We start from the raw sequence: 23,706 nt of genomic DNA, 5'->3' as shown, positions 1-23,706 counted from the left end.
AAAATGTCATTAAATTTAGAACCATCTTTAAACGGAAAAGTAAAAAAAGCGGTTATCCCTGTTGCTGGTCTTGGTACAAGGATGTTACCTGCAACCAAAGCGATTCCTAAAGAGATGTTACCCGTGGTTGATAAACCACTTATTCAATATGTAGTCAAAGAGTGTATTGCAGCAGGAATAACTGAAATTATTTTTGTTACACATTCGTCTAAAAATTCGATTGAAAACCATTTTGATACCAGCTTCGAGCTTGAAGCCATGTTAGAAGCCCGAGTTAAACGTCAACTCTTGCAAGAAGTGCAAGGAATACTACCAAAACATGTCACTATCACAAGTGTTCGCCAAGGTTTAGCTAAAGGGCTTGGTCATGCGGTGCTTTGTGCTTATCCCTTAGTTGGTGATGAACCTTTTGCTGTTGTATTACCTGATGTAATTATTGATGAGTATGATAGTGATCTTACTCAAGATAATTTAGCGGCGATGATTCATAATTATCATGATACTAAGCATAGCCAAATCATGGTTGAGCCAGTTCCGAAAGATCTTGTTTCATCTTATGGTATTGTTGACTGCCGTGGTGAGGAGCTATCAGCTGGTAATGTAACACAAATGTATAGTGTAGTTGAAAAACCGTCAATTGAAGATGCGCCATCTAACCAATCTGTGGTAGGCCGTTATGTGTTGTCTGAAAAAATTTGGCCTTTATTAGCCAAAACACCATTAGGTGCTGGTGGTGAAATTCAATTAACTGACGCAATTGCGATGTTACTTGCAGAAGATCCTGTTGATGCATATTGCATTAAAGGCCGAAGCCATGATTGTGGAAATAAATTAGGTTATGTCCAAACTTTTGTTCAATATGCAATGCGTCATAAAAGCTTAGGTGATGATGTTAAAGCGTGGTTAAAAACGATTTAATTTTTTGCCTAATCAACTGATATAAAAAAGACGCCAATCGGCGTCTTTTGCTATTTGTTTAGAATTCATCGGAAGTGTATTTTTTATCATTAAACTTCTGACTGTTCATTATCCAAGGTCACGTTAGGATCGTTGTAGATATCCATATTCATTAATCCAACCTCGTGATCCGTTGCTATTGCTGCGGTCATTGCTCCAGATACGTTAGCTAAAGTTCTCGCCATATCAATAATTGGATCGACGGCTAGCACCATGCCGATTAAAGGGAAGTATTCTGCCATCCCCATACCTGATAGCACGACTGTTGCTGCAACAGTTGCGGTACCGGGAATACCAGCGATACCAATCGAACCAATAACCACCACAATCACTAGCATAATATAAAATTGGATATCAGTATTAATGCCTACCATATGGGCTACCATTACGGCAAGCAGCGCAGGGAAAAATCCAGCACAACCGTTCATTCCCATTGTACTGCCTAATGATCCTACCAGATTAGCAGTACCGCTATTTACCCCCATTCTGACGGTCAATGTTGATATTGTCATAGGTAATGTACCAACTGATGAACGGCTGGTAAAAGCTAGTAACCATGTACCAAGCGCTTTTTTAATAAATATGATTGGTGAAACTCCATGCACCATCACAATCACGATATGTACTGCAAGCATTAATATGGTTGCAAGGTAAATCGCTAATACAAAGCTTGAAACTTCAATAATTGCAGGTATGCCATTTGAAATAATGGTACGAGCAAGTAAGGCAATTACCGCATAAGGCATATATTTGATGACCGTCATGGCAATTGACATGATGATTTTATAAAGCGCTTCAATAAAAGTTTTAAAAAGAGCTATAGGTTGTGGATTCTTTTTTTCCATGCGGTTAGCGGCAAGCCCCATTAATGCCGAAAAGATAACTAAACCTACGATATTCTCTTTTACCATAGAAGCAATAATATTACTTGGAATAAGATTGACAAATGTATCAATAATATTAGTGTATTGTTTGGCAACCGCAGTTTTGGTTGAGGTTGAACTTAGTTCACCTAATGATAATACATTAGCTAAGATAATCCCGATAATACAGGCAATTGCTGTAGTGAACAGTAGCCAAAAAATACCTCTAAATGCGATTTGTGGTAAATTTTCTTTACCAGAAAAATCAATAATCACTTTTACAATTGAGACGAAAATGAGTGGGATAACCAGCATGCGTATAAAAGCGATAAAGGCTCGGCCGAATAAACCATACCATGTTGCGGTTTCTTGCATCCAAACTGTTGAGTCAGTAGGAAAACCGGCTACGGCTTGGATACCTAAACCAAGAACGGCACCAAGTATCAATCCGACTAACATTCGAATGGAAAAATTAACTTTTTTTGTTTGTAGTGGCCGCATGATAGCGAAAAAGCAAAGCAGTAATAAGCCAATGCCGATTAAGGTTTGATAATGAGTGATAGATAAGAACTTTTCGAAAAAAGTGCCCTGAAATATGGCATCTGACATGTTTACCCCCAGCGTTTGGATAAAATTAAATTAATTTTGAATAATCTGTTTTTGGGTTGGATTAACCATTTAAATTAACCCAACTGCCCATTCTGAATGTTAATAACTAAGCAAATATTTATTATGCTTAAACTCTATTTAGCGATACCTCCGGCGATATTTAAAATATCCCACGGTCTTGAAAAAGGTGGCGCATATAAAAAGTCCATCATCGCTAATTCATCAATTTTCATATTTGCCCAAATGGCTGTGGCTAAACTATTGGTTCTTAGTGCAGCGCCATTCCCTCCTGCTATTTGTCCACCTAATAAAATACGAGTTTCGGCGTGATAAATGAGTTTAGCGATGATGCCAGTTTGCCCTGCAACATAGTTACTATGATTTTTATCTTTAACTATCACTGTTTTGTAGGGGATACCTGCTTTGATAGCTTGCTGTTCGGTGAGTCCTGTTCGGCCAGCTTCAATATCAAACACTTTTAATGCTGATGTACCAAGAGTACCTGGAAATTGGTTATTTCCACCAGCTAAATTGTCACCAACCACCTTACCGAGTTTGTTGGCGCCAGTAGCTAATGGTATATAAGTCATTGATTGACTAACTCGATGATATAGTGCGACACAGTCGCCCGCGGCATAAATATCAGCAATATTAGTTTTGCCATAACTATCAATGACAATAGCGCCATTGCTAAGTGTTTCAAGCTCTAAATCTTTATATACTTTGCTATTAGGTTTTACCCCTGTAGCTATAATGACAATATCCGCCGCATATTTAGCTTTATCGGTAATAACATGGGTAACTTTTTGTACACCTTCAAAACCTTGTACTCGTTCTTGTAGGTGTAAATCACAATGTTGTTTTAGGTTTTCTTCAATTATCTCGGTAAGTTCCGGATCGAAGGCGTCGACCAATACTCTTTCATCTAATTGAATTAATTTTACATTTTTGTTTAATGCCACTAAAGATTCAGTTACTTCAAGCCCTATGTAGCCAGCACCAATGACTACAACATTGGTATTTTGTGGATTCGTTAAGGCATTTTTTATTGCCAGACCATCATATATATCACGCAAAGTGAAAATATTTTCCAGTTGGTGATTTTCTAAAGGTGGAATTATTGGTGCTGCTCCAACCGCAATAAGTAATTTGTCATAATCATCATCAAAACAGTTATTGGTGTTAAGATCTTTGACTGTAATTTTTTTTAATTTTGCATCAATAGCGATAACTTCATGTAACGTTTTGATTTCAATCCCATCTTTTGCAAATTGATTTGGTGTTCTGGATATCATTTCGTTTTCATCTTGAAAATGATTGCCAATAAAGTAAGGTAATCCACAAGCACCAAATGAAACAATATCTGATTTTTCATAGATGCGAATTGTCGCATTGGGATCCTTTCTTCTGGCTTTAGCCGCGGCACTTGCACCAGCAGCTTGAGCGCCAATGATGATTATTTTCATCGAGTATTCTCCTTTGAGCGCAAATAATTTTTAATTATCATCCTAACACAGGTTAATCACACTAGTTAGATTAGTTGGTTATTTAGCTTTAATATTAATCAATTTAAAGTTGTGCCGATAAGATTTGATTTTTGTTAAAAATAAATCTTAATCAGTTAAAATTTTTTGAGGAAAGGGGTTTTTTCAACTATATTTTTGATTAATTTAACCTGTAATGGTGTATCGTTTAGGGCTGGGATATAATAAAACTGTTTACCGCCAGCATTTAAGAATATTTCTCGATTTTGTTCGTCAATTTCATAAATAGTTTCAATACAATCTGCCGAAAAACCTGGACAGATAACCTGCACATGTTCAGTACCGGTTTTAGCCAAGTTTGCTAATATATCGCTGGTGTTGGGTTCAACCCATTTCCCTTTACCAAATTTTGATTGATAAGCCATTTTTATGGGTAAGTTGATGCCATTTTCTTGGCATTTGTTTGTCAACAATTTAGCGGTTAACTGGCATCTTTGCACATAGTCGTCTTGGCGGTTATCAATATAGCGTTCAGGAATACCATGATAGGAAAGGAGCAATACATCCGGTTGCCCTTGGGCTGAAAACGCTTGCTGAACTTGCCAATAAAGTGCATCAATATAACTTGGGTGGTCGGCATAATCACGAATATAGCTAAGGTTAATTTTGATATTATTGTCAGCAATAAGTTGCTTTACTTTAGCTAATACCGCTTGAGTTGTGGTGGTCGAATATTGCGGAAATAACGGTAATAAAGTGACTTTTTCACATGATTTTAAATTATTTAGTGCCGACAGTAAGTTCGGTTCCCCATAGGTCATGGCTAATTCGCATTGCATGTCAGGTAATGCGGGTTGTAATTGATTGATCAAGCGTTTACTGTAATGGAGTAATGGTGATTCACCCTCTATCCATATCTTTTGATAATGGTTGATGATATAGGGGACACGTTTAGGCAGTACTAGGTATTTTAAAATTGGATACCAAATAAAAGCAGGCAGGTCGACAACATGGCGATCGAGTAAAAACTCGGTCAAGTAACAACGAATCGCCATTGGTGTTACGGCACTTGGTGTGCCTAAATTAACTAGCAATAACCCCTGTTTTTTATTCACAAGCCATCCTTATGATTTTTCAAGATAGTGATGGATAACCTCAAGAAGGCGGTTTAGCGCGCCTTGGTTATTTTTTAAAATTTGATAGGCATTTTCGCCAATTTGCTGACAACGACTTTCATCATTTAATAAGCTGTTAATGGTGGAATAGAGCGAATCAGCAGAACTATCACATACCAGCATGCCATTAGCCTCAATTAACTGTTCACCAATAACTTTAAAGTTAAAAAAATGTGTACCGCTAATAATTGGAATATGGTGTAGAGCCGGTTCCAGTGGGTTATGTCCGCCATGCTCAATTAAACTACCGCCAACAAAAGCAATATTAGCCAAACCATAAAGTTCCAGTAATTCTCCCATGGTATCACCCAAAATCACTTGTGTCTGATCTGTAGGGGGTTGTTTGCTACTGCGTGTAATATAATTCAAGCCATTATCGGTAATTAGCTTTTCAACGGTTTTAAAACGTTCAGGGTGACGAGGGACTAAAATAAGTAATAAGTTGCCATGATTTTTAAGAAGCTGTTGAAATGCTGATAAAATGATTTCATCTTCGCCTGAATGCGTGCTGGCAGCGATTAGTACTGGTCGATGTAATTGCCATTGCTGTTTTAACTGCGCAAGATTCTGTTGTTGCTTAGCCGTGAGTTCAATATCAAACTTAATACTACCCGTTACCGCTAAATGATCTGCCGGTAGACCCAATGAGATAAATCTATCACCGTCTTGTCTATTTTGGGCGGCAACAGTGCTGATTTTAGCTAATAGTTTACTAATAGCATGTCCTAGTTTATGGTATCTTTTGGCTGAACGTTCAGATAAGCGGGCATTAGCAATGATCAATGGAATTTTTTTGCTATCACATTGGCTAATTAAGTTTGGCCAAAGCTCTGTTTCCATAATTATGACTAATTTGGGCTGAACTGTTTTTAGAAAGCGATGTATTGCACAAGGCAGATCATAAGGCAAGTAGACATGACTAACACTCTCTTTGAGTATTGATTTAACTTGTTTAGAGCCAGTGGGGGTCATGGTCGTCACCGTAATCGGTAACTGTGGATATTCGCTTTGCAGCGCTTTAATCAATGGAATTGCGGCTAACGTTTCGCCGACAGAAACCGCATGTACTAAAATTCCACCTGATTTGACTTTATTTTTGCAAAATCCATAACGTTCCAACCAGCGTTTACGATAATCTGGCGCTTTACGGCTGCGCCAAAGTAATCTCAGCCAGACTAGTGGCTGAATTAGATAAAGTAAAATCGTATATATAATACTCATGATCATTCATTAGTAAGATTAAAAAAATGTTGTCGGTAATAAATTAATTCGGCGATAGAGTCGCGAATATCATCTAAAGCTTGGTGAGAACTCTGTTTACTGATATCTTTTAATATTTCTGGTTTCCAGCGTCTGGCTAATTCTTTAATCGTACTAACATCTAGATAACGATAATGAAAATATTTTTCTAAATTTGGCATGTAATTAAATAGAAAACGGCGATCTTGACCAATGGTATTACCACAGATTGGTGAACTGTTTTCTGGCACCCATTGTTTTAAAAATTCAATGGTTTGTTGTTCAGCTTGTTGTTCGCAAATGGTACTTTGACGCACACGATCAATTAATCCGGATTTGCCATGCGTTCTTTGATTCCAATCATCCATAAGCGCAAGTTGTTCATCTGATTGATGGATAGCAATGACTGGGCCTTCAGCGAGGATATTTAAATTAGAATCAGTTACGATGGTAGCGATTTCGATAATCCGATCGCTATTTGGATCAAGACCTGTCATTTCAAGGTCAATCCAGATAAGATTATTACTGTTTATATTTGATTGTGTAGTCATAATTTGCGGTATTAATTTTCTTTTTAATGCCGAGTAGTGTAGCATAAGTACCAAACTGTTTGAGCAAAAAATTAGTTACTGTGGCGAAAAATCAACTCTCAAAAAATCAAAAAAGGCGTATGGCCGCTAAGCATCAACAGCGTTTAGAAACTAAGTTAGATGACAATCTGGCTAATTTTTCTGCGCCTCGTGATGGCGTGGTAGTGAGTCGCTTTGGCAAATCAGCGGATGTTGAAGATAATGCTGGCAAAATCTACCGATGTAGTATTCGTCGTACTTTACCATCATTAGTGACCGGCGATAAAGTATTGTGGCGTGAAAGTTTAGAACCGAATACTAATGGTATTATAGAAGCCGTGCATCCTCGTCATTCCGAGTTAGTACGACCTGATTTTTATGATGGCGTTAAACCTGTTGCCGCCAATGTCGATCAAATTGTTATTATTTCTGCGGTATTACCTGAATTATCATTTAATATCATCGATCGTTATTTAGTTGCATGTGAAGCGACTAAAATTACCCCAATTATCGTATTAAATAAAATTGATTTGCTTGATGAACAAAAAAAACAAGAGATTGAACAACAGTTTCTTATTTACAGCAAAATTGGTTATCAAGTTTTATATGTCTCTTGCCAATCACAGCAGGGTATAGAACCTTTACAAAAGGTACTGGATGACAAAATATCTATATTGGTTGGCCAATCTGGTGTGGGTAAATCGAGTATTATCAATTTGCTATTACCTCATGACCAAGCTACGCTAACTGGTGAAGTGTCTGAAATATCGGGGCTTGGCCAACATACCACAACTTCAACTCGGCTTTACCATTTACCTAATGGCGGTGATATTATTGATTCGCCGGGAATTCGGGAGTTTGGTTTATGGCATTTAGAACCTGAGGAAGTTATTGCCGGTTTTGTCGAATTTGATGATTATTTAGGTGGTTGCCAATTTAGGGATTGCAATCACTTAGATACACCAGGGTGTCTATTGCAAAAAGCGGTATCAGAAGGAGTAATCGCACCATCAAGATTAGATAATTATCATCGAATTTTGCAATCAATGCGTGAGGTTAAAGCGAAAACCAATAAGAGTTATAAATAGCCATTGATAATTAACAGATTTTTATTTTTGATATGTTGCCGAATATTGCTCACAAGTTGTGTTGTGAGCAATAAGATAAACTATCGCTATTTAGTGATTTTTTAATGCGAAACCAATAGCAATATAGGCAAAACCTTGGAAAACTAGATCGATACCTAAAAACATTCCTAATACCCAAACACTATCATATGGCCAACCAGCAATTAGCATTAGCCCTAAAATGATGTTAATAATTCCCGAAAAGACTACCCATCCCCAACGAGGGATATTGCGATTACTCATCGCAGCAAAAATTTGGCTAAATCCACTAATAGTCAATAATAATGAAATCAGTAAAGTTAGTGCTGATGAAACGGCAATCGGTTGGAAAAAAGCCATCCCACCAATAAAGATATATAAAATCCCCATGATTGCCCATAAGGCAGTTTGGCCCAAACCTTTGATATTAAATGCGTGTACAACTTGGATGATGCCGGCGATTAACAGCAATGAACCAATAAAATAAACAGAAAAAACGGTAGCTATGAATTGATAACCCAATGCCAAGCAACCGAGAACAATCAAAATCACACCAATTACAATAAACCAATTCGCTTTATGTTTAACATATTGAATAGTGTTTTCATTAGTTGTCATATTAATTTCCTATTTTTGTTGTTAATGTAAAGAATTAAACAAATACTATCTTGCAAGGTTAACTTTTACTTATATTATTTTAAAAAAGGGCAGGGTATATAGGTGATACAAAATACTTAGTGAAAATCAGAGACTATATTTTCACTAAGTATAATATTTAACCAATATAATAAAACGAATTTCGCACTTAAATTTTATCTTTCAGTGCTTCATCTAAAGTTGAATAAAACATTAATTTGTTTGGAATTGGTACAATTTTTGCTCGGGCTAAAGTTTTTAATGGTTGAAATTGTAATTCACAAATTGAGAGCTCCACCTTCGCAGGTAATTCATCAATGAAGTGAATAAGCGCATTTAAGCCACCAGCATCAAGAATAGGTACTGCATCCCACTGTAGAACAATGTTTTGATAACCATTAATTTTTTGGTATAACTCTAAAAAGGTACGCTCAGCAGCGGCAAAGAACAATGGACCACTAATACGCAGTACTAATGTTTTCTCATTTCCTTGATTTAATTCGACTAAACGAGTCATTCTTGCAATACGACGCATAAATAAGATAGAAGCTAATACAATACCAATTGTTATAGCAATAACCATATCGAATAATACAGTCAGTGACATGCAAATAAGCATGATTATAATATCATCTTTAGGTGCGCGTTTAATGATATAAATAACTCGCTGTACGGCACTCATATTCCATGCAACAATTAATAATAATGCTGCCATTGCTGATAATGGAATAAAGGATAATAGTGGCGCAAAACAGATGAGTGCCAATAAAACAATTAACGCATGCAATACCGCAGCAATGGGTGAAGTCGCTCCAGCTTTTACATTTGCTGCTGAACGTGCAATAGCGGCTGTTGCTGAAATTCCACCAAAAAATGGGGCGATAATATTACCTAGACCTTGGCCAATCAATTCACTATTCGAATGATGTTTAGTATGTGTCATTTCATCTAAAACTACGGCACAAAGTAGTGATTCAATAGCACATAACATTGCCATAGTGATTGAGATTGGAATTAATGCACTGAATGTTGTCCAATCCCAAGTAAAACCAGCATGTTCCCATGGTAAGATAAATTCTGGTAAAACTGGCGGAATACCATGACCAGTAGTATTATCTGCCAATGTATACGTGAATCGTGAACCAATTGTTTCTATTTGATAGCCAAATTGATTGAAGATTAGCATTATTAATATACCTGCGACTAATGCTGGTAAATGGCCAGAAATTTTCATTCGAAATTTTGGCCAAACAATTAGCACAATAAGTGTTATTAATCCTACTGATGTATCGGCGATATTAATCGTTGGCAACGTCTTCACTAGTTCAATAACTTTATTGATGTAGTTTTCCGGCATATGTTCCAGTGTTAAACCAAAAAAGTCTTTAATTTGCATTGTTGCAATTGTTATTGCAATACCAGAGGTAAAACCTAATACCACAGGTAGAGGAATATATTCTATTAAGCGGCCTAACCTAATTATGCCCATTAATATTAAAAATATGCCTGAAAGTAAGGTAGCAATTAATAGACCTGATAAACCAAATTGTATCGAAACCGGATATAAAATTACCACAAAAGCTGCTGTTGGGCCGGAAACACTAAAACGAGAACCACCTGTCAGTGCTATCACGAAACCAGCGATAATCGCAGTATATAAGCCATGTTGAGGTGCAACACCACTTGCTATAGCTAACGCCATAGCAAGCGGAATAGCAATAATGCCAACAGTTATTCCAGCAATCAAATCTTTAAGAAAACGAGTCGTATTATAAGGGGTGTTAATGCATGCCGAAATAAATGCACTACTAATTTTAGTACCAGAAAGGCCATATAATTTCATTATGTTTTAAATCAATTAAATGAGTTGGAAAAAATACATAATAAGATAATCCTTTTTTCAAAAATTAAAAGAGTGTTATTAAAATAATTGCATTATTTTCAGTTAAATAATGTTATTAATGAGATAAAATAAGCTTATAAGTATTGGCCTGTTATTTTGCTCTTATATTATTAATTATAGATAGGGGTAATTATGTCTTTTATAAAAAAAAATTTTTCTATTACTCAACCAGCAAATCAGATATTAACCATTATGCTTACGCTTTTTACGCCATTGAGTTTTTCTGGAATGATGATTTCTGGTTCAAAGACTGCATATCAATATGATGCAAGACAATCTCTTACTCCTGCTCCTAGTGGTTATCAAGCGTTTTATATTGATCATATTGGTCGTCATGGTTCCCGTTATATCAGCAAAGCTAAATATGAAGATATTGCTTATAAAATTTTGGTATTGGCGGAAAAAAATAATCAATTAACTGAAAAAGGGAAATTATTATTAACGCAAATTACTACTATTAGAGAACTTAATAAAGATCATTATGGTGAACTTAGTGATCTTGGGCGAAAAGATATAAGTTTAATTAGTCAACGGATGTTAAAGAATAATCCAACAGTGTTTAAAGGTCAAAAAATAGCGGTTATTTCATCAACCTCTCCACGGGCTAAAGAAACGGCTGAAATCTTTATTAATACATTCAAAACCAAATATTCCAAGCTAAACGTTAATCAACAACTAGAAGATCAGCAAACGTTGTTACGTTTTTTTGAATATTCGCCTGCTTATGCTAAATATAAGAAAAATAGAATAATTAAAAATACACTAAAATCTTTAGAAAATGATACTAAATCAGTAGAGATGAGTGAAAATATCGCAAGTTTGATCTTCACATCTGATTTTATTCATCAATTAAATAATGGTATCTCGCTATCAGAAAATTCTTTAGTTAAAACGCAAAATTTTGTGCTTTCTGTTTATCAGCTTTATCAAGAATTATTATCCTTTTCACCACTAGTATTAGCTGATAATCATCTTGATTTTAGCGGTTACTTCACACAAGATCAGCTATTATGGTTTAACACTGTCGTCACAGCAAAAAATTATTTACAAATTGGTCCTGCTTTTGATAGTAATGGCATCCAAATTAAGATTGCTGCACCACTATTATTAGATATGTTAAAAACAGCTGATAGTGCGATAGCTAATAAGGATATTGATGCCAATTTGCGATTTGCTCATGCCGAAACTGTATCACCATTAGCAACATTGATGGAAATTGAAGGTACCAATATGGTAGCTAATCCAGTAACTGATTATCCTTCCGTTTGGCAAGCCGATAAAATTATTCCAATGGCAGCAAATATTCAATGGATATTTTATAGAAGTGAACAAGCTGATCAGCCTATATTAGTTAAAGTAATGTTAAATGAGCGAGAAGTCCATTTACCTTTAAAAACCAACAATTATCCTTACTACAAATGGGACGAATTGAAGCAGTTCTATGAAAATAAATTAAATAATTGGGGCCTTACCAACCAAGAAGTAGTATTAAAATGGCTAAATAAAATCAAATAAATGAGTTATATTTACTTAAAAAATTTAGAATATCTTTCCTTTAAGACCGCATAGTTAAACTTGTAGCCAAAATGTTACTGGGCCGTCATTAATCAGTGATACTTGCATATCGGCTGCAAATTGCCCTGTTTGTGTTTCAATATGCTGTTGGCACTGTTGGACAAAAAATTGGTAAAGCTCATTGGCCATATCTGGCGAAGCCCCTTTTGTAAAACTTGGACGCATACCTTTTTGAGTATCAGCGGCTAGTGTAAACTGAGAAACAACCAATAGTTTGCCATTTATTTGCTGAACATTGAGGTTCATCTTGCCATCATCATCACTGAAGATACGATAACCAAGTACTTTTTCCCGCAAACGTATCGCTTTTTGCTCATTATCACCTTGCTCAATACCAAGTAAAACAAGTAATCCCTGATCTATTTGACCAATAATTTGATTATCAACAGAAACTGATGCTTGTTTTACACGTTGAATTAGGGCAATCATAATTGATACTACTCCAGTTTAGGTGAGTACTTTAACAGTACTTTTCTTTGTTTATTAAAGTCAGTTAGGGTGGCTGCAAACTCAGCGCCAAATAGCACTATACACCACGAGCAATAGATCCAAACCAACATAATAGGAATTGAAGAAACTACGCCATAAATTAGTTGATAAGTTGGGAAAGAAGTAACATACAGCGCAAAAGCACGTTTACCAATTTCAAATAATATTGCGGCAACTAAAGCACCAATTGCCGCTTCTTTAAACGGTATTGATTCGGTAGGAATAATGCTATAAAGCAACCAGAATCCAACAACCGATATGATAAATGGTAAGGTACTTAGTAGTACATCACCGCTGGCTGCATCGGATAACCATTTTAGTGAAAATATATAAGAGCTTACAGCAACACTTGAACCAACTAAAATAGGACCTAAAGTCAAAATAGTCCAATACATAGTTAAGTTATACATGAACGAACGTTTCCGCTTAGTTCGCCAGATACGATTAAGTGCATTATTAATAGAGTTAATAAGTAATAGTGATGTCACTATTAAGCCGATAATTCCGACCAAGGTCATTTTTCTGGTATTGGCGATAAATTGCTCAAGATAATTTTGGATAGTATCACTAGCAGTTGGAACGAGATTACTATAAATGAGTTGCTTTAATGATTGACTCACCTCGTCAAACATAGGAAAGGCTGAGAGTAATGCAAAAATTACCGTTATCAGGGGGACTAATGCAAGTATAGTTGTGTAAGCTAGTTCTGCTGCTGAAGTAGTTAATCTATCATGATTTATTCGAGCCCACAACATTACTAAAAATGACTGCATATGCTTAAGTATATTCATAATATACCTTCATTTAGTTAGAAAGAATGCAATTATTGATCCCATTACCTTTTAATGTGTTTAATATTTTTTGTGCATCAGTTTTATTTGTATATGGGCCAACAGTAACTCGATATAACTGTTGACTGGAGGTTATATTACCACTAATACCGGTCATAGCTAGAGATGCTTTTAATGTGTCTGCATTTGTTTTTTCTTTAAATGCACCGCACTGTAGTAACCATTTATTATTTTCAGTATTGGTTGATGTAGTTGGTGTTGTAGAAGAATTATTGATAAAACTATCTAATATTTGTTGCCTTTCACTTGCAGTGGAATTAGTATCACTACTCGCATTCGGTGTTTCTAATTCTTTAAGATAGGTCCAACGTTCTTGTGGTTGTTCAGGTAAAGTTGCTACCGGCGACTCAGTTTTTACTTTTGGTCGCTCAATAGGTTTTTCTGGGTGATTTGTTGATAGTAAATATAAAATAGCAGAAAACAAAACAATAATGATAACTGCAAGAACTATCATTAACGATGGTAATATTCGTGACTTATTCTTTTTAGCTTTTGATTTTGATTGGCCCTTTTTTCTTACATAATCACGTTGAACCACAATATGCTCTCTTTTCTTTCATTCATATAAATTGAAATAACAGTATATAAATAAAAAAAGTGGCTTACACCACTTTTTTTCAATTTTCTTTAACTCTATTGTCAACAGATTAGAACATTAAGCTAGTGCTTTAATCTGTTTAATTAAATTCGCTTTATGACGTGCAGCTTTGTTTCTGTGGATTAGACCACGAGCCGCTTGACGGTCAACAACTGCTTGCATGTCTTTGAATGCTACTTCAGCTGTTTGTTTATCACCAGCTGCAACAGCTGCGTAAACTTTTTTAACATAAGTACGCATCATTGAACGGTTACTAGCATTATGTTTACGACGTTTTTCGGATTGAACCGCACGCTTTTTAGCTGATTTGATATTAGCCAAAGTCAACTCCCAAGTTTAAATAAAAATACATATTAATAAGGCGGGGAAATATGCCTGATTTTCTTTCCATTGTCAATGCTGTTACATAAAAAAATTTACTATAAAAAGTACAAAGCACAAATTTCGAGTAATGTTTACTATATAACCGATATTGATTGTAACCTAATTAGAAATTTTATGTTAGAATAGCAAAAATTTTATTGTTTTTATATTTATAAGAGGAAGTCTCATGTCTATCATTAGAATGCAAGATCTTGATCTAAAAGGGAAACGTTTATTTATTCGCTCAGATCTTAATGTGCCTGTTAAAAATGGTAAGGTTACTTCAGATGCGCGAATCAAAGCATCATTACCTACTATTGAAGAAGCCATTAAAAAAGGTGCTAAAGTAATGGTTACTTCTCATATTGGCCGACCAACTGAAGGCGAATATAACCCAGAGTTCTCTTTACAACCTGTGGTTGATTACTTAAAAGAACATGTTTCTTTCCCTGTTCGTTTAGTTAAAGATTACCTTGATGGTGTTGATGTTAACGAAGGTGAACTTGTCGTTCTTGAAAACGTACGTTTTAACGTCGGTGAAGGTAAAGATGATGAAACTTTATCGAAAAAATATGCGGCTCTTTGCGACATTTATGTAATGGATGCGTTTGGTACCGCTCACCGTGCTCAAGCTTCAACTCACGGTGCTGGTAAGTTTGCGCCAGTTGCTTGTGCAGGTCCATTATTGGCAGCTGAACTTGATGCATTAGGTAAAGCACTTGATAATCCAGCCCGTCCGATGGTTGCGATTGTTGCTGGTTCTAAAGTATCAACTAAATTAACAGTTCTTGATTCTTTATCAAAAATCGCTGATCAAATTATTGTTGGTGGTGGTATCGCTAATACCTTTATCGCAGCTGAAGGCTATAATGTAGGTAAATCACTTTATGAAGCTGATTTAATTCCTGAAGCGAAAAAATTAATGGCTAATTGTCATATTCCAGTTCCAACTGACGTTCGTGTAGCAACAGAATTTAGCGAAACAGCAACGGCAACTGAAAAATCAGTTAAAGATGTGAAAGAAAATGAACAAATCCTTGATTTAGGTGATGAGTCAGCAGAAGCGTTAGCTGATATTATCAAAAAAGCAAAAACCATTTTATGGAATGGCCCTGTCGGTGTGTTTGAGTTCCCTAATTTCCGTCGTGGTACTGAAATTGTTGCTAAAGCAATTGCTGATAGCCAAGGATTCTCAATCGCTGGTGGTGGTGATACATTAGCTGCAATTGACCTATTTGGTATTGAAGATAAAATTTCTTATATTTCTACTGGTGGTGGTGCATTCCTTGAGTTTGTTGAAGGTAAAAAACTACCAGCTGTTGCAATGTTAGAAGAGAGAGCAAAAGCTTAATATTCTATTTTGATAAGAAGGATGAGCCAATTACTCATCCTTTACTTTTTATATAAATAAATCTATAGGAATTAAAATGGCTACAAAGATTTCTGATGTCGTTAAACCTGGTGTTGTTACTGGTGATGATGTACAAAAAGTTTTTCAAATCGCGCGTGAGAATAATTTTGCTTTACCTGCTGTTAACTGTGTTGATACAAATACAATTAACGCAGTAATTGAAACTGCAGCTAAAGTTGGTTCAGCTGTAATTGTTCAATTTTCTAATGGCGGTGCTCAATTTATCGCTGGTAAAGGCTTAAAATTAGATGGACAAGAAGCTGCTGTTTTAGGTGCGGTTTCAGGTGCTAAACATGTTCACCTAATGGCCGAAAAATATGGTGTGCCAGTTATTCTTCATACTGACCACTGTGCTAAAAAACTTCTTCCATGGGTTGATGGATTACTTGACGCTGGTGAAGCTCACTTTGCTAAAACAGGTAAACCTTTATTCTCTTCTCATATGATCGATCTTTCCGAAGAAACATTAAAAGATAATATTGATATCTGTTGTCAATATCTTGCTCGTATGTCTGCGATGAAAATGACATTAGAGTTAGAATTAGGTTGTACTGGTGGTGAAGAAGACGGCGTAGATAATAGTCATATGGATAGTTCTGCATTGTATACACAACCAGAAGATGTTGCTTATGCTTATGAACGTTTAAGCGAAATTAGCCCACGTTTTACTATTGCTGCATCATTCGGTAATGTTCACGGTGTTTACAAACCAGGTAACGTGAAATTAACGCCAAAAATTTTAGATAATTCTCAAAAATATGTATCTGAGAAATTCAATTTACCAGCTAAATCATTAAACTTCGTTTTCCATGGTGGTTCAGGTTCAACACAAGAAGAAATTGCTGAAGCAGTTAGCTATGGTGTTGTTAAAATGAATATCGATACTGATACTCAATGGGCAAACTGGGCTGGTATTTTAGATTACTACAAAGCAAACGAAGCTTATCTTCAAGGTCAATTAGGTAACCCTGAAGGTGTTGATGCGCCGAATAAAAAATATTACGATCCACGTGTATGGTTACGTAAAGGACAAGAATCTTTAGTTGCTCGTTTAGAACTTGCATTTAAAGAACTTAACGCTATTGACGTACTGTAAAATTTTCTAATATTTTTTATTGTATATAAAGAAGCAGAGCAATAAACTCTGCTTTTGTTTTATCCTTCAACAAATAAATGTTGCATTTTTGTATTAGTTATAGGATAATTTCGCCCTCATTTAACTTAGGGGAGCTGTCTATTTATTAATAGCTATTATTAATAGAAGCGTTTGCACCCGAGAAAAGGAAACTAAAATGGCAAAAAAAGTACAAGCCTACATCAAGTTGCAAGTTGCAGCTGGTGCAGCAAATCCTAGTCCACCAGTTGGTCCAGCACTTGGTCAACACGGTGTGAATATTATGGAATTCTGTAAAGCATTTAACGCTAAAACAGAAAGCATGGAAAAAGGTTTACCTATTCCTGTAGTTATTACTGTATATTCTGACCGTTCATTCACTTTTGTAACTAAGACTCCTCCTGCTGCAGTATTATTAAAGAAAGCGGCTAAAATCAAGTCTGGTTCTGGTGAACCGAATAAGAAAAAAGTCGGTAAAGTAACTAGCGCTCAAATTCGCGAAATCGCTGAATTAAAAGCTGCTGATATGAATGGTGCAACCATTGAAACGATGATGCGTTCTATCGAAGGAACTGCACGTTCAATGGGCTTGGAAGTGGAGGGTTAATTCATGGCTAAATTATCTAAGAAAGCTAAACTTATCCGCGAAAAAGTAAACGCAACTAAACTATATGATATCAATGAAGCAGTCGCTTTATTGAAAGAACTTGCTACAGCTAAATTCACTGAAAGCGTTGATGTTGCTGTTAATTTAGGTATCGACTCACGTAAATCAGATCAGAATGTACGTGGCGCTATCGTTCTTCCACATGGTACAGGACGTAGTGTTCGTGTTGCTGTATTTACTCAAGGTGCAAACGCTGATGCTGCTAAAGAAGCTGGTGCTGAATTAGTTGGTATGGATGATCTAGCAGATCAAATCAAGAAAGGCGAAATGAACTTTGACGTAGTTATCGCATCTCCAGACGCAATGCGTGTTGTTGGTCAATTAGGTCAAATTTTAGGACCTCGTGGCTTAATGCCAAACCCTAAAGTTGGTACTGTAACACCTAACGTTGCTGAAGCGGTTAAAAATGCTAAAGCAGGTCAAATCCGTTACCGTAATGATAAAAATGGTATTATCCATACTACTATCGGTAAAGCTGATTTTGATGCAGATAAACTTAAAGAGAATTTAGAAGCATTACTTGTTGCTTTAAAACGTGCAAAACCAGCATCTTCAAAAGGTGTATTTGTGAAGAAAGTTAGTCTTTCTACTACAATGGGCGCTGGTGTTGCTATCGATCAAGCAACTTTAAATGCATCTGTTTAATTAACAATTAAACAAAGAATCGGTTGGTGTCTGGCCTTAACCAGACCCCGTCCAAGACCGTAGGTGTAATTGATATTTAATTACTTAATTTTCCTACGTAGACGGTGACAGAACCTGATAAGATATAATACAGGAATTCTGCTCATCGTGATTGTGCTAGCTACATTTGTAGTTAGTTAAAGTAATTCTAGGCTTTGCCTAGTTTAATCCAGGAGCAATACCAATGGCACTAAATCTTCAAAATAAACAAGAAATTGTTGCTGAAGTTAATGAAATAGCCAAAGGTGCGCTATCTGCAGTTGTTGCTGATTCTCGTGGCGTAACTGTAGAAAAAATGACTGCATTACGTAAATCTGCTCGTGAAGCTGGTGTTTATATGCGTGTTGTTCGTAACACCTTATTACGCCGTGTTGTTGAGGGAACTCAATACGAGTGCTTAAAAGATACGTTTGTTGGTCCAACTCTAATTGCGTTTTCAAATGAGCACCCAGGTGCTGCAGCGCGTATTTTTAAAGCGTTTGCAAAAGAAAATGATAATTTTGAGATTAAAGCCGCAGCCTTTGAAGGTGAGTTGATTACTGCAGCGAACATTGATCGCTTAGCAACATTACCTACTTATGAAGAAGCATTAGCTCGCTTGATGTCAACCATGAAAGAAGCCGCAGCTGGCAAATTGGTTCGTACTCTTGCAGCGGTTCGCGATCAAAAACAAGCTGCTTAATAGCAGTATGATTGTGAATTTTATTAATTAAAAAAATGTAAATTTGGGAAACTATATTATGTCTATCACTAAAGAACAAATTTTAGATGCAGTTGCTGAAATGTCTGTAATGGATGTTGTTGAACTTGTATCTATGATGGAAGAAAAATTTGGCGTTTCTGCAGCAGCAGCTGTAGCAGTTGCTGCAGCGGGTCCAGCTGAAGCAGCAGAAGAAAAATCTGAATTTGATGTAATCTTAAAAGATGTTGGCGCTAACAAAGTAGCTGTTATCAAAGCAGTTCGTGGTGCAACTGGTTTAGGCTTAAAAGAAGCTAAAGACCTTGTTGAATCAGCTCCAGCAACTGTTAAAGAAGGTGTTAGTAAAGCTGACGCAGATGAACTTAAAAAGGCACTTGAAGAATCTGGTGCAGTTGTCGAACTTAAGTAAGTTTATCGATAACAAGCTAACTGGCTGGGGGTTTTATACCTCCAGCCTTTTTGCGCTGTAATAAGTCAAAGAATTTTATTTGAAGATTATCAATAATAAGTAATAAAGAAATAATATATATATTAAGCCTAATCATTTGATATTTATAGATATTTTCGATGAGGTGTCAGGCGTTATTATTTCGTAGTACCCTGATGAATATTTAATCATGCTAAAATAGCAGATAAGCAAGTTGAGGAACTAATGGTTTACTCTTATACCGAGAAAAAACGAATTCGTAAGAATTTTGGTAAGCGTCCACAAGTCTTGGATATACCGTATCTTCTTTCTATTCAACTTGATTCGTTCCAGAAGTTTATTGAGCAAGACCCTGAAGGTCAATATGGTTTAGAAGCCGCTTTTCGTTCAATATTTCCGATAAAAAGTTATAGTGGTAGCGCTGAGTTACAATACGTGAGCTTTAAGATGGGCGAACCTGTATTTGATGTAAAAGAATGTCAAATTAGAGGGATCACTTACTCAGCACCATTGCGCGTTAAATTACGTTTAGTTATTTATGATAAAGATGCGCCAGAAGGAACAGTTAAAGATATTAAAGAGCAAGACGTCTATATGGGCGAAATTCCTTTAATGACTGACAATGGTACGTTTGTGATTAACGGTACAGAACGTGTTATCGTTTCACAATTACACCGTAGTCCAGGTGTGTTCTTTGATAGTGATAAAGGTAAAACACACTCTTCTGGTAAAGTTTTATATAATGCTCGGATTATTCCTTATCGTGGCTCTTGGCTTGATTTCGAATTTGATCCAAAAGATAATCTTTTTGCTCGTATTGACCGTCGTCGTAAACTTCCTGCAACAATCATTTTGCGTGCGTTAGGTTATGAAACTGAAGAAATTTTAGATATGTTCTTCGAAAAAACTATTTTCGAAGTGGGCAAATCAAAATTAAAAATGGATCTTGTACCAGAGCGTTTACGTGGTGAAACAGCGTTATTTGATATTGAATCAAAAGGCAAAGTTTACGCAGAGAAAGGTCGTCGTATTACAGCTCGTCATATTCGTGAGCTTGAAAAAGATAAAGTAACTAAGATCGATGTTCCAGTTGAATATATTGTTAATAAAGTATTAGCGAAAGATTATGTGAATCAAGAAACTGGTGAAGTTGTTGCTTTTGCTAATACACCAATTTCATTAGAACTATTGCTTGAATTAACTAATGCAGGCTATAAGAAAATTGAAACATTATTCACTAATGATTTAGATCATGGTGCATTTATTTCTGAAACCTTAAATGTTGACTCTACTCGAGATCGACTAGGTGCATTAGTTGAAATTTATCGAATGATGCGTCCTGGTGAGCCACCAACAAAAGAAGCAGCTGAAGCTTTATTTGATAACTTATTCTTCTCTGATGAGCGTTATGACTTATCAGCAGTAGGTCGTATGAAGTTTAATCGTTCTTTAGGACGTGACGATATTGAAGGCGAAAGTGTCTTAACTAAAACTGATATCGTTGATGTAATGAAGAAATTGATCAGCATTCGTAATGGTCATGGTGAAGTCGATGATATCGATCACTTAGGTAACCGTCGTATCCGTAGTGTTGGTGAAATGGCTGAAAACCAATTCCGTATTGGTTTAGTTCGTGTAGAACGTGCGGTAAAAGAACGCTTATCACTAGGCGATCTTGAATCATTAATGCCACAAGATATGATTAATGCTAAACCAATTTCAGCGGCTATCCGCGAATTCTTTGGTTCAAGCCAATTATCTCAGTTTATGGATCAAAACAATCCATTATCTGAAATTACGCATAAACGTCGTATTTCAGCATTAGGTCCTGGTGGTTTAACCCGTGAACGTGCCGGATTCGAAGTACGTGACGTACATCCTACCCATTATGGTCGTGTATGTCCGATTGAAACACCGGAAGGTCCAAACATCGGTTTGATTAACTCATTAGCGGTATATTCTCGTACTAATGAGTATGGATTCCTTGAGACTCCATATCGCCGAGTGGTTGATGGTGTGGTAACTGATGAAATTAACTATTTATCAGCAATCGACGAAAGTGAATTTGTTATTGCTCAGGCTAACTCAAATCTTGATGACGATGGTCGTTTTAAAGAAGATTTAGTGACTTGTCGTTTAAATGGTGAGTCTGGTTTATATAGCCCTGAACAAGTCCATTATATGGACGTATCAACACAACAAATCGTATCGGTTGGTGCTTCATTAATTCCATTCTTAGAACATGATGATGCTAACCGTGCATTGATGGGTGCAAACATGCAACGTCAAGCGGTACCAACGTTAAAAGCAGAAAAACCATTTGTTGGTACTGGTATGGAACGTGCAGTAGCTGTTGACTCTGGTGTAACTGCAGTTGCTCGTCGTGGTGGTACAGTACAATATGTTGATGCTTCACGCATTGTAATTAATGTTAACGATGATGAAATGTATGCTGGCGAAACAGGGATTGATATTTATAATTTAACTAAATATACCCGTTCAAACCAAAATACTTGTATTAACCAAATTCCATGTGTGGAATTAGGTGAAAAAGTTGAACGTGGTGATGTCCTTGCTGACGGTCCATCAACTGACTTAGGTGAGTTAGCTTTAGGTCAAAACATGCGTGTGGCATTCATGCCATGGAATGGTTATAACTTTGAGGATTCTATTTTAGTTTCTGAAAAAGTGGTACAAGATGACCGTTTCACTTCGATTCATATTCAAGAATTATCTTGTGTATCTCGTGATACTAAACTAGGTGCAGAAGAAATTACCGCAGATATTCCAAATGTGGGTGAAGCGGCTCTTTCTAAACTAGATGAATCAGGTATTGTTTATATTGGTGCTGAAGTTAAAGGTGGTGATATTCTGGTTGGTAAAGTAACACCAAAAGGTGAAACACAATTAACACCAGAGGAAAAATTACTACGCGCTATTTTTGGTGAAAAAGCATCAGACGTTAAGGATACTTCACTTCGTGTACCAAATGGTGTTTCAGGTACAGTTATTGATGTTCAAGTCTTTACTCGTGATGGTGTACAAAAAGATAAACGTGCACTTGAAATTGAAGAGATGCAACTTAAACAAGTTCGCAAAGACTTAACAGAAGAACTTAAAATCCTTGAAGCAGCGTTATTTGCTCGTATTCGTGATGTATTAATTTCTGGCGGTATTAAAGCCGACAAATTAGATGCCTTACCACGTGAAAAATGGTTAACTATTGGTATTGCTAATGAGAGCAAACAAGCGCAATTAGAGCAACTTGCTGAACAGCATGATGAAATTAAAGCTGAGTTTAACAAAAAACTTGAAGCTAAACGTATGAAGATCACTCAAGGTGATGATTTACAACCTGGTGTTCTCAAAATCGTTAAAGTCTACTTAGCTGTTAAACGTCAAATTCAGCCTGGTGATAAGATGGCTGGTCGTCATGGTAACAAAGGGGTTATCTCTAAAATCAACCCAATTGAAGATATGCCATATGATGATAAAGGTCGCCCAGTAGATATCGTATTGAATCCTCTAGGTGTTCCTTCTCGTATGAATATCGGTCAGATTTTAGAAACTCACTTGGGTATGGCGGCGAAAGGTATTGGTCAGAAGATCGATGCAATGTTAAAAGAACAGCAAGAGTTAGCTAAATTACGTGATTTCATCCAAAAAGCTTATGACCTTGGTTTAGGTGCAGCGCAAAAAGTCAATGTTGCTGAATTTACCGATCAAGAAGTGATGACATTGGCGCAAAATTTACGTAATGGTATGCCACTTGCAACACCAGTATTTGATGGTGCAAAAGAGCAAGAAATTAAAGCATTACTTGAACTTGGTGATTTACCAACTTCAGGTCAAATTACCTTGTTTGATGGTCGTACCGGTGAGCAATTTGAACGTCCAGTAACTGTAGGTTATATGTACATGTTGAAATTGAATCACTTAGTTGATGATAAGATGCATGCTCGTTCTACAGGCTCATATAGTTTGGTTACACAGCAACCGTTGGGAGGTAAAGCTCAATTTGGTGGTCAACGTTTCGGTGAGATGGAAGTGTGGGCACTTGAAGCATATGGTGCAGCTTATACCTTACAAGAAATGTTAACTGTTAAATCAGATGATGTGAACGGTCGTACTAAGATGTATAAAAATATTGTAGATGGTGATCATCGTATGGAACCTGCGATCCCAGAATCATTTAATGTATTGTTAAAAGAGATTCGTTCGTTAGGTATTAATATCGAGTTAGATGAAGAGTAATCTTAGCTAGCTAAAATGATTTCTATTTATAA

At 36.3% G+C, this 23,706-nt stretch carries 21 protein-coding genes; 10 read left to right on the top strand and 11 right to left on the bottom strand.

The features are described from left to right. Positions 1-3 precede the first annotated feature (3 nt). Positions 4-918 carry a UTP--glucose-1-phosphate uridylyltransferase GalU gene (galU, locus tag H3U96_RS07965; protein ID WP_065651698.1) on the top strand — a complete coding sequence of 305 codons (915 nt, stop codon included), beginning with the start codon at positions 4-6 and terminating at the stop codon, positions 916-918. Positions 919-1,007: 89 nt separating this feature from the next. Here the strand turns inward: galU and H3U96_RS07960 are convergent, their stop codons facing one another. The 5 genes from H3U96_RS07960 to orn form a co-directional block, all read right to left on the bottom strand. Continuing rightward, positions 1,008-2,429 (bottom strand): cation:dicarboxylate symporter family transporter, encoded by a 1,422-nt coding sequence (locus H3U96_RS07960; RefSeq protein WP_198196232.1) that lies wholly within the window; start codon positions 2,427-2,429, stop codon positions 1,008-1,010. 134 nt (positions 2,430-2,563) lie between these two features. After that, positions 2,564-3,895, bottom strand: coding sequence for a CoA-disulfide reductase (locus H3U96_RS07955; RefSeq protein ID WP_198196230.1), 1,332 nt, complete (start codon positions 3,893-3,895; stop codon positions 2,564-2,566). Between the two features lie 155 nt (positions 3,896-4,050). Continuing rightward, positions 4,051-5,028, bottom strand: a complete 978-nt coding sequence (hemH, locus tag H3U96_RS07950) for a ferrochelatase (RefSeq protein WP_198196227.1) — start codon at positions 5,026-5,028, stop codon at positions 4,051-4,053. Between the two features lie 9 nt (positions 5,029-5,037). After that, the gene (waaA, locus tag H3U96_RS07945; RefSeq protein WP_232347768.1) at positions 5,038-6,309 is read right to left on the bottom strand and encodes a lipid IV(A) 3-deoxy-D-manno-octulosonic acid transferase; all 1,272 of its coding nucleotides are present in this window, start codon (positions 6,307-6,309) and stop codon (positions 5,038-5,040) included. 2 nt (positions 6,310-6,311) lie between these two features. Further along, complete coding sequence (orn, locus tag H3U96_RS07940; protein WP_198196225.1) at positions 6,312-6,878, bottom strand: oligoribonuclease; 567 nt, start codon at positions 6,876-6,878, stop codon at positions 6,312-6,314. An 80-nt stretch (positions 6,879-6,958) separates the two neighbouring features. On the opposite strand from orn, the gene rsgA reads away from it, so the two are divergent. Next, entirely contained in the window at positions 6,959-7,984 is a 1,026-nt protein-coding gene (gene rsgA, locus H3U96_RS07935) for a small ribosomal subunit biogenesis GTPase RsgA (protein WP_198196260.1), read from the top strand. Positions 7,985-8,074: 90 nt separating this feature from the next. Here rsgA and H3U96_RS07930 read toward each other — a convergent pair whose 3' ends face one another. Both H3U96_RS07930 and dauA read right to left on the bottom strand, forming a co-directional pair. Next, entirely contained in the window at positions 8,075-8,620 is a 546-nt protein-coding gene (locus tag H3U96_RS07930) for an HdeD family acid-resistance protein (RefSeq protein ID WP_086360329.1), read from the bottom strand. A gap of 187 nt (positions 8,621-8,807) precedes the next feature. Beyond that, positions 8,808-10,481, bottom strand: a complete 1,674-nt coding sequence (gene dauA / locus H3U96_RS07925) for a C4-dicarboxylic acid transporter DauA (protein ID WP_086360328.1) — start codon at positions 10,479-10,481, stop codon at positions 8,808-8,810. 192 nt (positions 10,482-10,673) lie between these two features. Here dauA and H3U96_RS07920 point away from each other — a divergent pair, with 192 nt between their 5' ends. Next, positions 10,674-12,056 carry a histidine-type phosphatase gene (locus H3U96_RS07920; RefSeq protein ID WP_198196223.1) on the top strand — a complete coding sequence of 461 codons (1,383 nt, stop codon included), beginning with the start codon at positions 10,674-10,676 and terminating at the stop codon, positions 12,054-12,056. A 54-nt stretch (positions 12,057-12,110) separates the two neighbouring features. Here H3U96_RS07920 and dtd read toward each other — a convergent pair whose 3' ends face one another. The 4 genes from dtd to rpsT all read right to left on the bottom strand — a co-directional run bounded on the left by dtd (position 12,111) and on the right by rpsT (position 14,375). Continuing rightward, entirely contained in the window at positions 12,111-12,545 is a 435-nt protein-coding gene (dtd, locus tag H3U96_RS07915) for a D-aminoacyl-tRNA deacylase (RefSeq protein WP_086360326.1), read from the bottom strand. An 8-nt stretch (positions 12,546-12,553) separates the two neighbouring features. Next, the gene (locus tag H3U96_RS07910) at positions 12,554-13,396 is read right to left on the bottom strand and encodes a virulence factor BrkB family protein (RefSeq protein WP_086360325.1); all 843 of its coding nucleotides are present in this window, start codon (positions 13,394-13,396) and stop codon (positions 12,554-12,556) included. A gap of 13 nt (positions 13,397-13,409) precedes the next feature. Continuing rightward, positions 13,410-13,994, bottom strand: coding sequence for an SPOR domain-containing protein (locus tag H3U96_RS07905; RefSeq protein ID WP_086360324.1), 585 nt, complete (start codon positions 13,992-13,994; stop codon positions 13,410-13,412). A gap of 117 nt (positions 13,995-14,111) precedes the next feature. Further along, complete coding sequence (gene rpsT / locus H3U96_RS07900) at positions 14,112-14,375, bottom strand: 30S ribosomal protein S20 (protein WP_034901681.1); 264 nt, start codon at positions 14,373-14,375, stop codon at positions 14,112-14,114. A 229-nt stretch (positions 14,376-14,604) separates the two neighbouring features. On the opposite strand from rpsT, the gene pgk reads away from it, so the two are divergent. The 7 genes from pgk to rpoB all read left to right on the top strand — a co-directional run bounded on the left by pgk (position 14,605) and on the right by rpoB (position 23,674). Next, on the top strand, positions 14,605-15,768 hold the full coding sequence (gene pgk / locus H3U96_RS07895) for a phosphoglycerate kinase (protein WP_065578363.1): 1,164 nt from the start codon (positions 14,605-14,607) through the stop codon (positions 15,766-15,768). Between the two features lie 76 nt (positions 15,769-15,844). After that, positions 15,845-16,924 carry a class II fructose-bisphosphate aldolase gene (gene fbaA, locus H3U96_RS07890; protein ID WP_065578362.1) on the top strand — a complete coding sequence of 360 codons (1,080 nt, stop codon included), beginning with the start codon at positions 15,845-15,847 and terminating at the stop codon, positions 16,922-16,924. A gap of 196 nt (positions 16,925-17,120) precedes the next feature. Continuing rightward, complete coding sequence (gene rplK, locus H3U96_RS07885; RefSeq protein WP_034884321.1) at positions 17,121-17,549, top strand: 50S ribosomal protein L11; 429 nt, start codon at positions 17,121-17,123, stop codon at positions 17,547-17,549. A 3-nt stretch (positions 17,550-17,552) separates the two neighbouring features. Further along, positions 17,553-18,254, top strand: coding sequence for a 50S ribosomal protein L1 (gene rplA / locus H3U96_RS07880; protein ID WP_034901675.1), 702 nt, complete (start codon positions 17,553-17,555; stop codon positions 18,252-18,254). A 223-nt stretch (positions 18,255-18,477) separates the two neighbouring features. Then, positions 18,478-18,975: a 50S ribosomal protein L10 gene (gene rplJ, locus H3U96_RS07875; protein WP_034901673.1), complete on the top strand. Its 498-nt coding sequence runs from the start codon at positions 18,478-18,480 to the stop codon at positions 18,973-18,975. Positions 18,976-19,033: 58 nt separating this feature from the next. Further along, positions 19,034-19,402 carry a 50S ribosomal protein L7/L12 gene (gene rplL / locus H3U96_RS07870; protein ID WP_034901671.1) on the top strand — a complete coding sequence of 123 codons (369 nt, stop codon included), beginning with the start codon at positions 19,034-19,036 and terminating at the stop codon, positions 19,400-19,402. 243 nt (positions 19,403-19,645) lie between these two features. Continuing rightward, positions 19,646-23,674, top strand: coding sequence for a DNA-directed RNA polymerase subunit beta (rpoB, locus tag H3U96_RS07865; protein WP_086320893.1), 4,029 nt, complete (start codon positions 19,646-19,648; stop codon positions 23,672-23,674). Positions 23,675-23,706 lie beyond the last annotated feature (32 nt).

The sequence above is a fragment of the Gilliamella sp. M0364 genome (genome assembly GCF_016100565.1).
Lineage (GTDB): Bacteria > Pseudomonadota > Gammaproteobacteria > Enterobacterales > Orbaceae > Gilliamella > Gilliamella apis.
The sequence above is the reverse complement of the archived record's forward strand: the minus strand, read 5'-3'. Positions and strand labels throughout refer to the sequence as shown.

Bases quoted from the DNA above. Each gene is read 5' to 3' on its own strand.
- dauA (WP_086360328.1), bottom strand. From the start codon at position 10,481: ATGAAATTATATGGCCTTTCTGGTACTAAAATTAGTAGTGCATTTATT.
- rplK (WP_034884321.1), top strand. From the start codon at position 17,121: ATGGCAAAAAAAGTACAAGCCTACATCAAGTTGCAAGTTGCAGCTGGT.
- H3U96_RS07955 (WP_198196230.1), bottom strand. From the start codon at position 3,895: ATGAAAATAATCATCATTGGCGCTCAAGCTGCTGGTGCAAGTGCCGCG.
- orn (WP_198196225.1), bottom strand. From the start codon at position 6,878: ATGACTACACAATCAAATATAAACAGTAATAATCTTATCTGGATTGAC.
- dtd (WP_086360326.1), bottom strand. From the start codon at position 12,545: ATGATTGCCCTAATTCAACGTGTAAAACAAGCATCAGTTTCTGTTGAT.
- H3U96_RS07920 (WP_198196223.1), top strand. From the start codon at position 10,674: ATGTCTTTTATAAAAAAAAATTTTTCTATTACTCAACCAGCAAATCAG.
- H3U96_RS07910 (WP_086360325.1), bottom strand. From the start codon at position 13,396: ATGAATATACTTAAGCATATGCAGTCATTTTTAGTAATGTTGTGGGCT.
- fbaA (WP_065578362.1), top strand. From the start codon at position 15,845: ATGGCTACAAAGATTTCTGATGTCGTTAAACCTGGTGTTGTTACTGGT.
- rplA (WP_034901675.1), top strand. From the start codon at position 17,553: ATGGCTAAATTATCTAAGAAAGCTAAACTTATCCGCGAAAAAGTAAAC.
- H3U96_RS07930 (WP_086360329.1), bottom strand. From the start codon at position 8,620: ATGACAACTAATGAAAACACTATTCAATATGTTAAACATAAAGCGAAT.
- pgk (WP_065578363.1), top strand. From the start codon at position 14,605: ATGTCTATCATTAGAATGCAAGATCTTGATCTAAAAGGGAAACGTTTA.
- rplJ (WP_034901673.1), top strand. From the start codon at position 18,478: ATGGCACTAAATCTTCAAAATAAACAAGAAATTGTTGCTGAAGTTAAT.
- galU (WP_065651698.1), top strand. From the start codon at position 4: ATGTCATTAAATTTAGAACCATCTTTAAACGGAAAAGTAAAAAAAGCG.
- rpoB (WP_086320893.1), top strand. From the start codon at position 19,646: ATGGTTTACTCTTATACCGAGAAAAAACGAATTCGTAAGAATTTTGGT.
- H3U96_RS07960 (WP_198196232.1), bottom strand. From the start codon at position 2,429: ATGTCAGATGCCATATTTCAGGGCACTTTTTTCGAAAAGTTCTTATCT.
- waaA (WP_232347768.1), bottom strand. From the start codon at position 6,309: ATGAGTATTATATATACGATTTTACTTTATCTAATTCAGCCACTAGTC.
- rplL (WP_034901671.1), top strand. From the start codon at position 19,034: ATGTCTATCACTAAAGAACAAATTTTAGATGCAGTTGCTGAAATGTCT.